At 66.7% G+C, this 15,845-nt stretch carries 8 protein-coding genes; 6 read left to right on the forward strand and 2 right to left on the reverse strand.

Going from position 1 to position 15,845, the window contains the following annotated elements:
• Positions 1-116 precede the first annotated feature (116 nt).
• Positions 117-1,103 (forward strand): 23S rRNA (guanosine(2251)-2'-O)-methyltransferase RlmB, encoded by a 987-nt coding sequence (rlmB, locus tag FS787_RS12785; RefSeq protein WP_144672781.1) that lies wholly within the window; start codon positions 117-119, stop codon positions 1,101-1,103.
• A 565-nt stretch (positions 1,104-1,668) separates the two neighbouring features.
• Here the strand turns inward: rlmB and FS787_RS12790 are convergent.
• Positions 1,669-2,472 carry a carbon-nitrogen hydrolase family protein gene (locus FS787_RS12790; RefSeq protein WP_144672783.1) on the reverse strand — a complete coding sequence of 268 codons (804 nt, stop codon included), beginning with the start codon at positions 2,470-2,472 and terminating at the stop codon, positions 1,669-1,671.
• Between the two features lie 116 nt (positions 2,473-2,588).
• On the opposite strand from FS787_RS12790, the gene glgX reads away from it, so the two are divergent.
• Complete coding sequence (gene glgX / locus FS787_RS12795; protein WP_144672784.1) at positions 2,589-4,703, forward strand: glycogen debranching protein GlgX; 2,115 nt, start codon at positions 2,589-2,591, stop codon at positions 4,701-4,703.
• Positions 4,704-4,750: 47 nt separating this feature from the next.
• The gene (locus FS787_RS12800) at positions 4,751-5,107 is read left to right on the forward strand and encodes a barstar family protein (protein WP_144672786.1); all 357 of its coding nucleotides are present in this window, start codon (positions 4,751-4,753) and stop codon (positions 5,105-5,107) included.
• A 27-nt stretch (positions 5,108-5,134) separates the two neighbouring features.
• Here FS787_RS12800 and glgP read toward each other — a convergent pair whose 3' ends face one another.
• Entirely contained in the window at positions 5,135-7,753 is a 2,619-nt protein-coding gene (gene glgP, locus FS787_RS12805) for an alpha-glucan family phosphorylase (protein ID WP_186329186.1), read from the reverse strand.
• A 143-nt stretch (positions 7,754-7,896) separates the two neighbouring features.
• Between glgP and FS787_RS12810 the strand changes: the two genes are divergently transcribed.
• From FS787_RS12810 to FS787_RS12820, 3 genes are read left to right on the forward strand one after another with little or no spacing between them, the layout of a single operon-like run.
• Positions 7,897-9,966: an alpha-1,4-glucan--maltose-1-phosphate maltosyltransferase gene (locus tag FS787_RS12810; protein WP_313959657.1), complete on the forward strand. Its 2,070-nt coding sequence runs from the start codon at positions 7,897-7,899 to the stop codon at positions 9,964-9,966.
• Positions 9,967-9,971: 5 nt separating this feature from the next.
• Positions 9,972-11,768, forward strand: a complete 1,797-nt coding sequence (gene treS / locus FS787_RS12815; protein ID WP_144672790.1) for a maltose alpha-D-glucosyltransferase — start codon at positions 9,972-9,974, stop codon at positions 11,766-11,768.
• Position 11,769: 1 nt separating this feature from the next.
• Positions 11,770-15,486, forward strand: a complete 3,717-nt coding sequence (locus FS787_RS12820) for a 1,4-alpha-glucan branching enzyme (RefSeq protein ID WP_144672791.1) — start codon at positions 11,770-11,772, stop codon at positions 15,484-15,486.
• Positions 15,487-15,845: the final 359 nt, after the last annotated feature.

The raw sequence follows: 15,845 nt of genomic DNA on the forward strand, positions 1-15,845 counted from the left end.
CCGTTCGGGGCGCCGAACCGGGGCCGGGCCCTACCCTGCGGTCGAGGATTTAACTCGAGTCAGTAGACTGGAGTTCAGACTTATCAACGAATCGCGTAGTTAAAAGGGTGAAACTCATGGCCAACAACGGTCGCCGCTCGGTCAAACTGAAGAAGGGCCCCACCGTCGGAACCGGCGGCCACGGCCGCAAGGCCCTTGAGGGCAAGGGACCCACGCCCAAGGCGGAGGACCGTCCCTACCACAAGGCCCACAAGAACAAGCAGCTCGCGGAACGCTCCGCGGCCAAGCGCCCGGGCGCACCGCGCAACGCCGGTGCCCGTTCCGGCCCCAAGGGCCGCGCCACGGAGGAAGTCGTCACCGGACGCAACTCGGTCGTCGAGGCCCTGCGCGCCGGCATCCCCGCCAAGGCCCTGCACGTTGCCATCCGCATCGAGATGGACGATCGCGTCAAGGAGTCCCTCAAGCTGGCGGCCGAGCGCGGCATCCCGCTGCTCGAAACCGGCAAGCCCGAGCTGGACCGCATGACGGACGACGCCATCCACCAGGGCCTCGTGCTGCAGATCCCGCCGTACGAATACCAGGACGCCTACGAGCTCGCGGAAGAGACCCTTGAGGCCTGGAAGAAGGGCCACGTCTCCAACGCGCCGCTCTTCGTCGCGCTCGACGGCATCACCGATCCGCGCAACCTTGGCGCGATCATCCGCTCGGTCTCGGCATTCAGCGGCCACGGCGTCGTCGTCCCGGAGCGCCGCTCCGTCGGCGTGACCGCCTCTGCCTGGAAGACCAGCGCCGGCGCAGCCGTCCGCGTCCCCGTGGCCCGCGCGGCCAACCTGAACAACACGCTGAAGGCGTTTAAGAACATGGGCATCTATGTTCTGGGGCTCGACGGCGACGGCGACGTCTCGCTGCCCGATCTCGCCCTGGCCACCGAGCCGGTCTGCATCGTCGTGGGTTCCGAGGGCAAGGGCCTCAGCCGCCTGGTCCGCGAAAACTGCGACCAGATCGTCTCCATCCCGATCGACTCCGCCATGGAATCGCTCAACGCCTCCATGGCCGTGGGTATCTCCCTCTACGAGATCTCCCGCCAGCGCGCCGCTAAATAACTGTCGCTCGTTTCGGCTGGGACCGCCGGAACCGGAGCTTTGCCGTCGCTTAGACACCTCCCGACGACACTTCCGGCCGCGGGCGGCCTGCAGTGTCTCTGGTCGGCGATGCGCTCCTTGCAAAACTCCGGTACCGGCTCTGACGCTCCCTCACCTACGGTGAAAATTACGGCAACGCTCCCTCACCTTTGGCGTGTGGCTGGCGAACGCTCTCTCACCTTTGGCGTGTGGCTGGCGAACGCTCTCTCACCTTTGGCGTGTGGCTGGCGAACGCTCTCTCACATCTCGTGAGGGCGCGTTTGCCGTAAGCGGCGAAAGGTGAGGGAGCGTCGTTTCTTTGCAGTACCTCGATGCAGGGTGGGCTGAATATGAGCGGGCGGCGGGGTCTTGCTAGGAGCGCATCGCCGACCAGAGCCGGATGAGGCCGCCCAGCGGCCGAAGCAGGCGTCGGGAGGTGTCTAAGCGACGGCAAGGCGCCGGTGTCCGCGGAAGATGACCACGGCGAAGGCGCCGGTGTCCGCGGAAGGTGACCACGGCGAAGGTGACCACGAACTACCCGAGCAGCCTAGAACTTGTGGCGATTGGCCAGCACCGGGAGTTTGGTTCGGGCTTCTTTGACGACGGCGGGGTCCAGATCGGCGAACAGCAGGCCGGGGGCGCCGTCGAGCTCTTCGAGGACTTCGCCGAAGGGGGAGACGACGGCGGAGTGCCCGACGCCGGTGGGCGCCGCACCCTTGGGCTCGATGCCCTGGCTGGCCGGATCACCCTGGCCGCAGGCGAGGACCAGGGTGGTGGAATCCGCGGCGCGGGCCCGGGCGAGGAGCTTCCACTGCTCGGCCTTGCCGGGACCGGAACCCCAAGAGGCGCACACGATGTTGACCTCGGCGCCGCGGTCGGCGTTCTCGGTGAACAGACCCGGGAACCGGATGTCGTAGCAGGTGGCCAGGCCGAACGTCACGCCGTCGAACTCAAACGTGACCGGCGTGGTGCCGGCGTCGACGGTATCCGATTCCGCGAAGCCGAAAGCGTCGAACAGGTGGATCTTGTCGTAGCTGGTCTCGATGCCGCGGCCGGTGACCAGCAGTGTGTTGCGTACCTTGCCGCCGTCGTCCGCTTTTCCGGGGGTGAACATCCCCGCAACGATCACGATGTCCTGCTCTGCCGCGATGGCGCGCACCGCCGATGCCCAGGGGCCGTCCAGCGGCTCCGCGATGTCCAGCAGCGAGTTGCCGAAGGAGCGCATGGTGGCCTCTGGGAACACCACAAGCTCGGCCCCGCCGGATTTTGCCCGGGCCGCATAGTCCGCGACGAGGTCCAGATTTCCGGCAAGATCCCGTCCGGTGATGATTTGAGCGAGTGCAATCCGCACTATTACCTCCACTTTCGGCGCTTGTTCCAGTATGCAACGCCGCTATTCCGTACACTGCACTTCGTCAGGAAAACAGAATCCGGGGCTATTTGTTCGGTCCCGCTAAACTTTAAGCAATGGTCATGCCCTACGTAGACACAGCTTCCACCGTAGACGCCTCGCGGGCGTTTCCGCTGGGAATCAGCGTTCCGGTCACCGGTTCGCCGGCAACGGACGATCCTCGGGGTGCCTTCGCGAATGTGGCTGTCTACGCGCCCGGCGTGGCCACCCTGGAGATCGCCTACCAGGCGCCCGGGGGCGTCTGGCAATTGAAAACCCTGCCGAACGTGACCGACGGTGTGCACCACGGCATCGTCGAAGGCATACCTGCCGGTTCGCGGTACGGCTTCCGGGCGACGCCGGACCACGAGGCGCTCCCGCTGTCCATGCCCGCCACGGACTTCGACGCCGGCGGCGTGCAGCCGCTGCTGCTGGACCCTTACGGCCGGGCGGTGGACGAGCGCGAGGATTTCATCACGAGCGTCCGGATGGAGAGCGACTTCGATTGGGGTGCCGACCGCTGTCCCAGGATTCCGTGGCGCAACACCATCATTTACGAAGCGCACGTCCGCGGCCAGACCAAGCTGCACCCCGACGTCCCGGAAGACCTCCAGGGTACCTACGCCGGACTGGCGCACCCGGCCATGGTCGAGCACCTGATCGCGCTGGGGATCACCTCGGTGCAACTCCTCCCGGTGCACTTCCACGTGGACGAGCCGCATCTGCAGAACCTCGGCATGACGAACTACTGGGGCTACAACACCGCCGCGTTTTTTGCCCCGCACCCCGGCTACGCCACCGAGGCGGCGCAGGCCAAGGGCGCGCAGGCCGTCCAGGACGAGTTCAAGGGCATGGTCAAGCTGCTGCATGCCGCCGGCCTTGAGGTCATCCTCGACGTCGTCTACAACCACACCGCGGAGGGCGGCCCGGACGGCCGGACGCTCAGCTTCCGCGGCCTGGGCGAGATGACCTACTACCGCAATGACGGCCACGGCAAGTACGTGGACACCACCGGCTGCGGCAACAGCCTGAACTTCGGTGAACCCCGCGTGATCCAGCTGGTGCTGGATTCGCTGCGTTACTGGGTGACCGAGTTCCACATCGATGGCTTCCGCTTCGACCTCGCCGTGACACTGGCCCGCAACGCCGCCAACGAGTTCGATCCGCGGCACCCGTTCCTGGTCGCGATTGGCGCCGACCCGGTGCTGTCCGCCACGAAACTCATCGCCGAGCCGTGGGATGTCGGCTACGGGGGCTGGCAGACCGGCCGCTTCCCGGCCGGCTGGGTGGACTGGAACGACCACTTCCGCGACGCCGTCCGCAGCTTCTGGCTCGCAGACCGCGCCTCGATCGACGCCGGCGGGCAGGGCGGTTCGGTGGCCCGCCTCGCGGACGCCCTCTCCGGCTCCGCGAGCCTGTTTGAGCCGTCCGGCAGGTCCCGGCTCGCCTCCGTCAACCTCGTCACCGCCCACGATGGTTTCACCCTGGCCGACCTTGTGTCCTACGATCGCAAGCACAACGAGGCGAACGGTGAGCAGAACCGTGACGGCCACGGCGACAACCGCAGCTACAACCACGGCTTCGAGGGTCCCACCGAGGACGAGGACATCCTCGCCCGGCGTGCCCAGTCCAGCCGCAACCTGATGGCCTCGCTCATGATCTCTCAGGGCGTGCCCATGATCACCGCCGGTGACGAGGTGGGCCGCACCCAGCAGGGCAACAACAATTCCTACTGCCAGGACAACCCCATCACCTGGATCGATTGGACCAGCACGCCCGAGTCGCACTCGATGCTGCGCACCACCAAGCGCGTCATACGGCTCCGCAAGGAATTCCTTGCCGGGCAGCCGCATGACTACCCGACGCGCGAAAAGCAGTCCTACTTCCACTGGTTCGACGAGCGCGGCGAGCCCATGGCCGGGGACCGCTGGCAGGATCCGGGCCACCGGGTGGTGCAGCTCCTGCTCGGGTCCGACGACGGCCACGTCGACGGACTCGTGGTGGTCAACGGCGGCGCCAAGGACATCAAAGTGACGCTGCCGCAGCTGAGCAATGAGGACGGGACCGGCAACCGGATCTTCGAACTCCGCCTGACCACCTCCGGGCTGCATGACCGCCGCCAGGGCGTCCGGGTCGCTTCCGGGGAGCGGGACGTGGTGCAGGCCAATTCCATCAACATTTACCGCACGTAGTCCGGCGGTGCCCACCGGCACAACGGAACAGGCAAACAAAGGAACCCATGAAGATCTACTCCGCAGACACCTGGACCATCGAGGAGCTGCAGGCCCTGGCGGCCGACGCGGGCCGCCGCACGCTGTTGGTCCCGGCCGCCGATACCAAGCGGGCAGTGCTGGAGACGTTCGCGGAGGCGCTGGACTTCCCGGAGGCCTACGGAGTGGACTACGACGCGCTCAACGACACCCTGCACGACTTCGCTGATGCCGTCGCCGACGACGGCCAGGCCCCCATCACCTTCATTTGGGAGGTCCCGGCCGCCTTCCGTGCGGACCGGTCCTTCGGCGTCATCTGCGAAGTCCTGCAGGACGCCGAGCGCTACGCCGGAGAGAACCTGGCGGTCACCGCCGTCTGCCTCTGATCGAAGCTGCGCACGGATCCACTGCCCTTACGCGTTGACGATCAGGCCCAGTTCCGCTTTGGAGGCCAGGGCAGTGTGCTTCGGGAGTACCCGGACCGTGTAGCCGAAGGAACCGGACCGGTCGATCACCACGGTTCCGCTGAAGAGGTGCCGGCCCTTGCCGAGGTCTTCAATCGCCTTCAACTCCGCCACCGTGACATCGGCCAGCTCGTCGCTATCCTCCGCCTTGCCGTAGGCCACCTCGACGGCCACATCATCCGGGGTGAGATCGTGCAGGGCAACGTAGGCGTTCACCTGGAGCATGTCGCCGATCTGCGGATCCTCCGAGACACCCACCGAGTCCACATGCTCCACCTGGATCTGGGGCCACGCGGCCCTGACCATGGAGGCCCACGCCGCCAAGGCCTTGGCCTCGGCAAAATTGTCCGCCACTGCCCGCCGACCTGCGACGGCGGCCGGCCGGTACAGGACGTTGACGTAGTCCTTGAGCATCCGGTCTGCGGAGACTGCCGGGCCCAGATGGGACATGGTGTGCTTGATCATTGAGACCCAATGCGTGGGGACAGCCTGCGGCCCGGACTGCGACGGCCCGGCCGCCCCGGCGCCGTCGGACACCGTGAGGCCGTAGAAGCGCGGGGCCACCTGCGTCTCCAGCAGCTCGTACAGCGCGGCCGCCTCGATGTCGTCCCGTTCCTCGGGGGATGCTCCGTTGTTGGCGGTCGGAATCGCCCAGCCGTTCTCGCCGTCGTACATCTCGTCCCACCAGCCGTCCAGGACGGAGAGGTTGAGCGAGCCGTTCAGGGCGGCCTTCATGCCGGAGGTGCCGCACGCCTCAAGCGGACGCAGCGGGTTGTTCAGCCACACATCGCAGCCTGGGAACAGGGTCCGGGCCATGGCGATGTCATAGTTCGGCAGGAACGCGATACGGTGCCGCACCGCGGGGTCGTCGGTGAACCGGACGAGGTCCTGGATCATCTTCTTGCCCGCGTCATCGGCCGGGTGCGACTTGCCGGCGATGACCAGCTGGATCGGGTGGGTCTTGTGCAGCAGCAGGGCCTTGAGCCGCTCCGGCTCGCGCAGCATGAGGGTGAGCCGCTTGTAGGTGGGCACACGCCGGGCGAAGCCGATGGTCAGGACGTCCGGGTCCAGCACGGAATCCGTCCAGGCGAGCTCGGCGTCGGCCGCGCCGCGCTTCTTCCAGGCGGCCCGGAGCCGGCGCCGGACGTCCTCCACGAGGGAGACGCGCAGCTCGCGGCGAAGGGCCCAGACATCTTCGTCACTGACGTTGTAAGCGAGGTCCCAGCGGCCCGGCTCTTCGGCATCGTTGCCGAACTGGTCACGCGCCAGGGCCGAGACCCGCGGGTCCACCCACGTGGGCACATGCACGCCGTTGGTGACCGACGTGATGGGTACCTCGGAGTGGTCGAATCCGGGCCACAAGGCGGAGAACATGCCGCGGGACACCACGCCGTGCAGCTTCGCCACCCCGTTGGCGCGCTGCGCCAGCCGCAGCCCCATCACGGCCATGTTAAAGACGAACGGATTGCCGTCGGTGTAGTCCTCGCGGCCCAGGTCCAGGATCTTGGCCACCGGCACGTCAGGAGCCAGTCCGGCGTCGAAGAAGTGCTGGATCTGCGAGACCTCGAAGCGGTCGATGCCGGCCGGGACCGGGGTGTGGGTGGTGAAAACCGTGGACGCGCGTCCGGCGGCCAGTGCTTCATCCCAGCTCAGCGGCTCGGCGGCGGCCATCATTTCCTGGATGCGTTCCACGCCCAGGAAGCCGGCATGTCCCTCGTTGGTGTGGAACACTTCCGGCGCGGGGCTTCCGGTGAGTTTCTGGAAGGCTCGGAGGGCCTTGACGCCGCCCATGCCCAGCAGGAGTTCCTGCTGGAGGCGGTGGTCGCCGCCGCCGCCGTAGAGGCGGTCGGTGATGCCGCGCGCGGCCTCGTCGTTACCCGGGACGTTGGAGTCCAGGAGCAGCAACGGGACGCGCCCGACGTCGGCACGCCAGACGTGCGCCAGCAGCCGGCGGCCGTGGGGGAGCGGCAGCGAGATCTGGACGGGCTTGCCGTTGCCGTCAGGGGAGGCCTCGCGCAGGAGGGTCAGCGGCAGCCCGTCCGGATCCAGGACGGGGTAGGTTTCCTGCTGCCAGGCGTCACGGGACAGTGACTGCTTGAAATAGCCGGCCTGGTAAAGCAGCCCGACGCCGATCAGCGGCACACCCAGGTCCGACGCCGCCTTCAGGTGGTCGCCGGCCAGGATGCCGAGGCCGCCGGAGTACTGCGGCAGCACCTCGGTTATGCCGAACTCGGGGGAGAAGTAGGCGATGCAGGCCGGTGCCCCGTCGCCGAGGCTCTGGTACCAGCGGGGCTGCTCGAGGTACCGGTCGAGGTCCTCGGCGGCGGCATGGACCGGGCGCACCACGTCCTGGTCTGCGGCGAGGCGCTGCAGTTCCTCCCGGCTGACAAGGCCGAGGAAGCTCACCGGATCATGGGAGCTGTCGGCCCAGATCTTTGGATTCAGGCCCTCGAACAGCTGCCGCGTGGGACGGTGCCAGGACCACCGGAGATTGGTGGCCAGCCGGGCCAGCGGCCGGATCGGCTCGGGAAGAACGGTTCGGACGGTAAATCTGCGGATTGCCTTCACCTGCGAAACACTAACGGACAAGTCCGGGGCCCGGAACCGGTTTAAGTTTCTTTTGCATAAATGACGGACGGGCTTCCGGAAATCCTTTGGAAAAAGGGGAGCCGCCTTAGCAATCTGGCCGATTTGTCGATAACGTCGAGCCTGTGACTAACTCGCGAACCAGTGCCGTGTCCAAGCAAAAGCCGAAGGCCCTGATCACGGACGGCCTTCGCTTTGGCCGTTTTCCGATCACCGACGTACAGCCGGCGGTTGACGGCGGGAAATTCCCCGCCAAAGCCGTTGTGGGAGAAACCCTGGTGGTGGGCGCCACCGCATTCCGCGAGGGCCACGACCAGCTCGGCGTCAGCGCCGTCCTCCTGGATCCGCGCGGCAAGGAACGCCAGCGCGTCCGTCTGGCCCCGCCCCGCGGCAACCGCGGCAAGGGAACGGACCGCTGGGAAGGCCTGCTGACCCCGACCGCCACGGGCAACTGGTCCTTCGTGATCGAAGCCTGGCACGACCGCTACGGCACCTGGCACCACAACGCCGAGGTCAAGGTGGAAGCCGGCATCGACGTCGAACTCATGCTGGCCGAAGGCGCCGCGCTGCTCACCGAAGCATCCGAGGACTCCTCGCGCCCGTCCGCCGACCGGCGGACGCTGCGGATGGCCGTCGTCGGACTCAACGACGCCGGGAAGACCCCCGAGGAGCGCCTCGCCGCCGGTTTCAGCCCGGAGGTGGCCGCCGTCGTCGACCGTCAGCCGATCCGCGAACTGGTCACCGTCTCCGAGAACTACCCCCTCCTGGTGGAGCGCGAGCTCGCAGGCCGGGGTGCCTGGTACGAATTCTTCCCCCGGTCCGAGGGCGCGGTCCGCGACCACACCACGGGCGAGTGGACCTCCGGCACCTTCCGGACCGCCGCCAAGCGGCTCGACGCCGTCGCGGCCATGGGGTTCGACATCATCTACATGCCGCCGATCCACCCGATCGGCATCCAGCACCGCAAGGGCCCCAACAACACCCTGCTGGCCGGACCGCACGATCCGGGCTCCCCATGGGCCATCGGTGCCAAGGAGGGCGGCCACGACGCGATCCATCCGGACCTCGGCACCTTTGAGGACTTCGACGCCTTCGTGGCGCGGGCCGCGGAGCTGGGACTGGAGGTCGCCCTCGACCTGGCGCTGCAGGCCGCGCCGGACCACCCCTGGGTCACCAGCCACCCCGAATGGTTCACCACCCGTGTTGACGGCAGCATCGCCTACGCGGAGAACCCGCCGAAGAAATACCAGGACATCTTCCCGCTCAACTTCGACAACGACCCCGCGGGCCTGTCCAACGAGATCCTGCGCATCGTCCTCCTCTGGGTGAGTCACGGCGTCAAGATCTTCCGCGTCGATAACCCGCATACCAAACCGGTGTGGTTCTGGGAATGGCTGATCGCCAAGGTCAACAAAAAGCACCCCGACGTCGTCTTCCTCGCCGAGGCGTTCACCCGCCCGGCCATGATGCACGCCCTGGGACGCGCCGGTTTCCAGCAGTCCTACACATACTTCACCTGGCGGAACACCAAGGAGGAACTGGAGGAGTACTTCCAGGAGGTCAGCCACGACTCGCCGGCGTTCTTCCGCCCGAACTTCTTCGTCAACACCCCGGACATCCTGACCGAATTCCTGCAGTACGGCGGGCCGCCCGCGTTCAAGATCAGGGCCGCGCTGGCTTCCACGGCGAGTCCCATCTGGGGCGTCTACGCCGGCTTCGAACTCTACGAGCACGTGGCCCGGCCCGGCGCCGAGGAGTACATCGACAACGAAAAGTTCGAGTATAAGTCCCGCGACTGGGACGCCGCTGCCGAATCCGGCCGCACCCTGGCTCCGTACCTGACCCGGCTCAACGCGATCCGCCGCGCCCACCCCGCCCTGGGCGACCTGCAGAACCTGACGGTGCACGAAAGCACGGACAACGCCACGGTGGTCTACTCGAAGCACAAGACCCTTCCCGACGGCACGAAGGACACCCTGATCATTGTCGTCAACGTGGACCCGCACGGCATCCGTGAGAGCACGGTGACCCTGGACCTGGCGGCGCTCGAGCTGGATCCGGAGAACCTGACGCACAACGGCCGTTTTATGGTGGATGACCTGCTGACCGGCGAGAGCTGGGAATGGGACGAGTACAACTACGTCCGACTGGACGCCCATGTAGAACCCGCCCACATTCTTAGCATCCGGAGGTAGTACGAGTGAGTTTCAGCCCGACAAACCCCAACCAGCATTTCAGCCCGAAGGGGACCTTTGAACTGAACGCGCCCGGCCTCCAGCATGATCCCAACTGGTACCGCAAGGCGGTGTTCTATGAGGTGCTGGTCCGGGGGTTCGCCGACGGAAACGGTGACGGCTCCGGCGACTTCCACGGGCTGATCGACAAACTGGATTACCTGCAGTGGCTCGGCGTCGACTGTCTCTGGCTCCCGCCGTTCTTCCAGTCGCCGCTCCGGGACGGCGGCTACGACATCTCGGACTACAACTCCGTGCTCGACGAATTCGGCACCATCAGCGACTTCAAGCGCCTGGTCGCGGAGGCCCACGCCCGCGGCGTGCGTGTGATCATCGACCTTCCGCTGAACCACACCTCGGATCAGCACCCCTGGTTCCAGGAGTCACGCAAGGATCCGGACGGACCTTTCGGCGACTTCTACGTCTGGAGCGACACGGACGAGAAGTACGAAGACGCGCGCATCATCTTCGTGGACACCGAGGAATCCAACTGGACCTTCGATCCGATCCGGCGCCAGTTCTTCTGGCACCGCTTCTTCAGCCACCAGCCGGATCTCAACTTTGAGAACCCCAAAGTCATCGACGCGCTCTTCGACGTCGTGCGGTTCTGGCTGGATCAGGGCATCGACGGCTTCCGTGCGGACGCCATCCCGTACCTCTTCGAGGAAGAGGGCACCAACTGCGAGAACCTGCCCCAGACCCACGAATTCCTGCGCAAGCTGCGCAAGATGGTCGACGAAAGCTACCCGGGCCGCGTGATCATCGCCGAGGCCAACCAGCCGCCGGCTGAAGTGGTCGAGTACTTCGGGACGCAGGAGGAACCGGAATGCCACATGGCCTTCCACTTCCCGATTATGCCGCGCCTGTACTACGCGCTGCGGGACCAGAAGGCCGCGCCCATCATCGAGACGATGAAGGACACCCCGGACATTCCGGACGGCGCCCAGTGGGGCACCTTCCTGCGGAACCACGACGAGCTGACCCTGGAAATGGTCACCGCCGACGAGCGCGCCGCCATGCTCGGCTGGTACGCGCCGGACCCGCGCATGCGCGCCAACATCGGCATTCGGCGCCGGCTGGCGCCGCTGCTGGACAACTCCCGCTCCGAGATCGAACTCATCAATGCCCTGCTGCTCTCCCTGCCCGGCAGCCCGTTCCTGTACTACGGGGACGAGATCGGCATGGGGGACAACATCTGGCTTGAGGACCGCGACGCCGTCCGCACGCCCATGCAGTGGAACCCGGACCGCAACGCCGGGTTCTCCCACGCGGATCCCGGCAAGCTGTACCTTCCGGTGATCCAGTCGCTGGTCTACAACTACAGCATGGCCAACGTCGAGGCCGAAGCAGCCCATTCGGGCTCGCTGCTGCGCTGGACGCGCCAGATCCTCAGTGTCCGCAAGAACCACCCCGCCTTCGGCCTGGGTGGCTTCGAGCACGTCGAAGCAGACCACGACGTCGTCCTCGCCTACCTGCGGGAGCTGAAAGACGGCAACTCGGCGGGCGAGGACAGCGAAACCATCCTGTGCGCCTTCAACCTGTCCCAGCACCCCGTGGCCACCACCTTGCGGGTACCGAGGTTCGCCGGCCGGGGCCTTCGGGACGTGTTCGGCGGCCAGGCCTTCCCGGGGATCTCCGACGACGGAACCCTGACGCTGACCCTGGGCAGCCATGACTTCTTCTGGCTGCGGATCCGCTCGGCCGCCTCCAACCCGGCGTCGCCCTACACGCAGGCCATGCCAATCCTGTCCATCGAAGGCTGAGATGACCCGACCCACCCTGACCCCTGCCCTGAGCGGACTGCTCGGCGGCTGGCTTCCGCGCCAGCGCTGGTTCCCCGTCAAAAGCGCGGCGTTCAGCTTCGAGCCGGCCGGGCGCCTGAGCCTGGCCGGCGAACCCGGCGGCGCAAGAAATGCCCCCGGACTCGAGGTGCTGCTGCTGGCCGTGAGCTACCCGACGCCGGACGGCTCCCGTACCGACGTCGTCCAGGTCCCGCTCAGCATTCGGCGCTCCCCGCTGGGCGGGGCGGAAGCCGGGCTGATCGGGCGGGTTTCCATTCCGGACCCGGCCGGGTCCGCCGGGGCGCCCGACGCCGTGGGTGCCCCCGACGACCGCTGGGTTTACGACGGAGTGCACGACTCCGAATTCATCGCCGCGTGTCTGGAGCTGATGCGCCTCGGCGGCACCACGCCGTCCGGGAACGCTTCAGGCCACCTCGTTGAGTCCGGCTACGTCCTCCCGCGGGCCACCGGCGTCGTGAAGGTCCTCTCCGGCGAGCAGTCCAACAGTTCGGTGATCGTCGACGACGGCAAGTCGGCCGCGATCCTGAAGTTCTTCCGGGTGCTCTCCGAGGGCCAAAACCCGGAAGTGGAAATCGGTGCGGCCTTGACCGCCGGGCGCACGGCCGAAGTGCCGGCAACCCTCGGGTGGGTCACCGGGGAGTGGGACGCGCCGGCCGGAGACCACCCCGACCAGCCCGCACGCGGCGAACTTGCCGTGGCGCACGAGTTCCTCGCCGGCGGACTGGACGCCTGGCGGCTGGCCGTCAACGCGGCGAGCCGCGGCCAGGACTTCACCGCCGAGGCACACGCTCTCGGCGCCGCCACCGCCACGGTGCACCGCCGGCTGGCCGAGGCGCTTGGTGTCGCGTCCGAATCCGCCCCGGGAAGCGACATCGCGCCCGGCGTGGCCCAGAGGGTGCGGCAGTCCTGGGCCCAGGCCGGTGCCGCCGTCGGCCCTTATGACGCCGCGCTGGACCGTCTCCTCCTGCGACTCGAGGGCAGCGGCGCCGGTCCCCTGCAACGGATCCACGGTGATCTCCACCTGGGCCAGATCCTCCAGGTTCCGGGCGTCCGCGGGAAGTCGCCGCGCTGGGCCATCCTCGATTTTGAAGGGGAACCGCTCCGGCCCATTTCGGAGCGCAATTTCCCCGACGTCCCGCTGCGCGACGTCGTCGGAATGCTCCGGTCCTTCGACTACGCCGCCGGTGCGGCTGTCCGCGAGCACCCGGAGGCGAACGTCCCGGACACTTGGGTCGATGACTGCGCCGAGGCCTTCCTGGCCGGCTACGCGGACGTCATTCCCGGCAGTATCGACCGCGATTCGCCTCTTTTCGTGGCGCTGTGGCTCGACAAGGCACTCTACGAAGTCATCTATGAGCTACGGAACAGGCCGGACTGGCTCTCCATTCCGGTCAACGCATCACGTCGACTCCTCGGCAGTACAGGCTCCGGCGTTCCGGCCGAAGCCGCAGCGGAAGGTATCAAAATGACAGGTTCAGCACGTATTGATCGTCCCGGAAGCCCACTTCAGGTGGATGCGGAGACGCTGGCGAGGGTAGCCGCCGGTGAACACCACGCCCCCCACTCAGTCCTGGGCGCGCACCTCGATGACCACGGGCATGTGACCATCCGCACGGTCAAGCACCTCGCCGAAGCCGTCTCTGTTGTGACCGCTGCCGGCTCGTTCCCGATGACGCATGAGTCCGGCGGCGTGTGGGTTGCCGTGCTGGAACCGCTGGAGCAGGGCCACGTGCCGGACTACCGGCTGGAGGTGACGTACGAGGGCCAGGCGCCGCAGCCGGCCGATGACCCCTACCGTTACCTGCCCACTATCGGCGAGCTTGACCTGCACCTGATCGGTGAGGGCCGCCACGAGCGCCTCTGGGATGTGCTCGGCGCGCACGTCCAGCACTACAAGTCCGGCATGGGCGATGTTGACGGCGTGTCCTTCGCCGTGTGGGCCCCGAACGCCCAGGCCGTCCGCGTCAAGGGCGACTTCAACGGCTGGGACGGACGGCAGCACTCCATGCGGTCCCTCGGGTCCTCCGGGGTCTGGGAACTCTTCCTCCCCGGCGTGATAGCAGGGGCGTGCTACAAATTTGAGATCCGCACCAGGGACGGCTACTGGGTGGAGAAGGCGGACCCGATGGCCTTCGGCACCGAGATCCCGCCGCTGACGGCGTCGCGCGTCGTCGAACCCTCCTACGCCTTCAAGGACGCGGAATGGATGGAGGCCCGGGCCGCGCGGGATCCGCATAACTCGCCGATGAGTGTTTACGAAGTGCACCTCGGCTCGTGGCGGGTCGGCCTCAGCTACCGTGAACTGGCCAAGGAACTGGTGGCCTACGTCAAGTGGCTCGGCTTCACCCACGTGGAATTCATGCCCGTGGCGGAGCACCCCTTCGGCGGGTCCTGGGGCTACCAGGTCACGTCCTACTTCGCCCCGACGTCACGCTTCGGCCATCCCGACGAATTCCGGTACCTCGTGGATGAACTCCACCAGGCCGGAATCGGCGTGCTGCTGGACTGGGTGCCGGCGCACTTCCCCAAGGATGAGTGGGCGCTGGCCCGGTTCGACGGCGAAGCCCTGTACGAGCACGCCGACCCGAACCTTGGCGAGCACCCGGATTGGGGAACGCTGATCTTCGATTTCGGCCGCAGCGAAGTCCGGAACTTCCTCGTCGCCAACGCGCTGTACTGGCTCGATGAATTCCACATCGACGGCCTCCGCGTGGACGCCGTCGCCTCGATGCTCTACCTCGACTACTCCCGCGAGGAAGGGCAGTGGCAGCCGAACCGTTTCGGCGGGCGGGAGAACCTCGAAGCCATCTCCTTCCTGCAGGAAGTCAACGCCACGGTCTACAAGACGCACCCCGGTGCTGTCATGATCGCCGAGGAATCAACCGCGTTCCCGGGGGTCACCGCGCCTACGAGCCAGGGCGGCCTGGGCTTCGGAATCAAATGGAACATGGGCTGGATGCACGATTCGCTCAAGTACATTTCCGAGGACCCGTTCAACCGCCGCTGGCACCACGGCACCATCACGTTCTCCATGGTCTACGCCTACACCGAGAACTTCCTCCTGCCGATCAGCCACGACGAAGTAGTGCACGGCAAGGGTTCGATGCTGCGCAAGATGCCCGGTGACCGCTGGCAGCAGCTGGCCAACCTGCGCGCCTTCCTGGGCTACCAGTGGGCGCACCCGGGCAAGCAGCTGATCTTCATGGGCACCGAATTCGGCCAGGAGGCCGAATGGTCCGAGCAGCACGGCCTCGACTGGTGGCTGGCCGAAATCCCGGCCCACCGCGGAATGCAGCTCCTGACCAAGGACCTCAATGAGCTGTACAGCGCCACCCCGGCGCTCTACGAACAGGACAACGACCCCGCCGGGTTCCAGTGGATCAACGGCGGGGACTCCGACCGCAACGTCCTGACCTTCATGCGCCGGGACGTGGCGGGCAACCCGCTGGTGTGCGCCTTCAACTTCTCCGGGGCCCCGCACACGGACTTCCAGCTGGGTGTTCCGTCGGCGGGGGAGTGGCAGGAAGTGCTGAACACCGACGCCGACGCGTACGGAGGCTCCGGCGTCCTGAACGGCGGCACCCTGACGGCGACGGACGCCGGCACCGACGGCCAGCCCGCGACCCTCACGGTCACGCTGCCTCCCTTGGGAGCTGCTTTCTTCAAACCGGTGAGCTGACGCCCGGCCCCGCAGTCCTTGCGGGCGCCTGCATGAGCTTCGCTGACAAGCCCGGAATCCCCGTGATTCCGGGCTTTTCGGCACTCGTCGGGAGGGCTCGCCAGCACCCCTTTGTCACCAGGGCAAAGTGGTGGTAGAGTTTATTTCCGCGCTGCTCCCCGGAGTTGATCCGCCACCACGACCCAGATGCCTCACGGCGAGACTGAGTCGGAACGCGGATTTGACAAGGGTGAAGCGGCCCGGTAAGTTTGAAAAGTTGCTCCGGAGCGATCCGCGGCCCTGATGGGTTGTGGTGGTGCCGGGTGTGTCTGTTGTTTGAGAACTCAATAGTGTGCCAAGTTTGTTGATACCAATTTATT

The organism is Arthrobacter sp. U41 (genome assembly GCF_007679325.1).
In the GTDB taxonomy this organism is placed as follows: Bacteria; Actinomycetota; Actinomycetes; order Actinomycetales; family Micrococcaceae; genus Arthrobacter.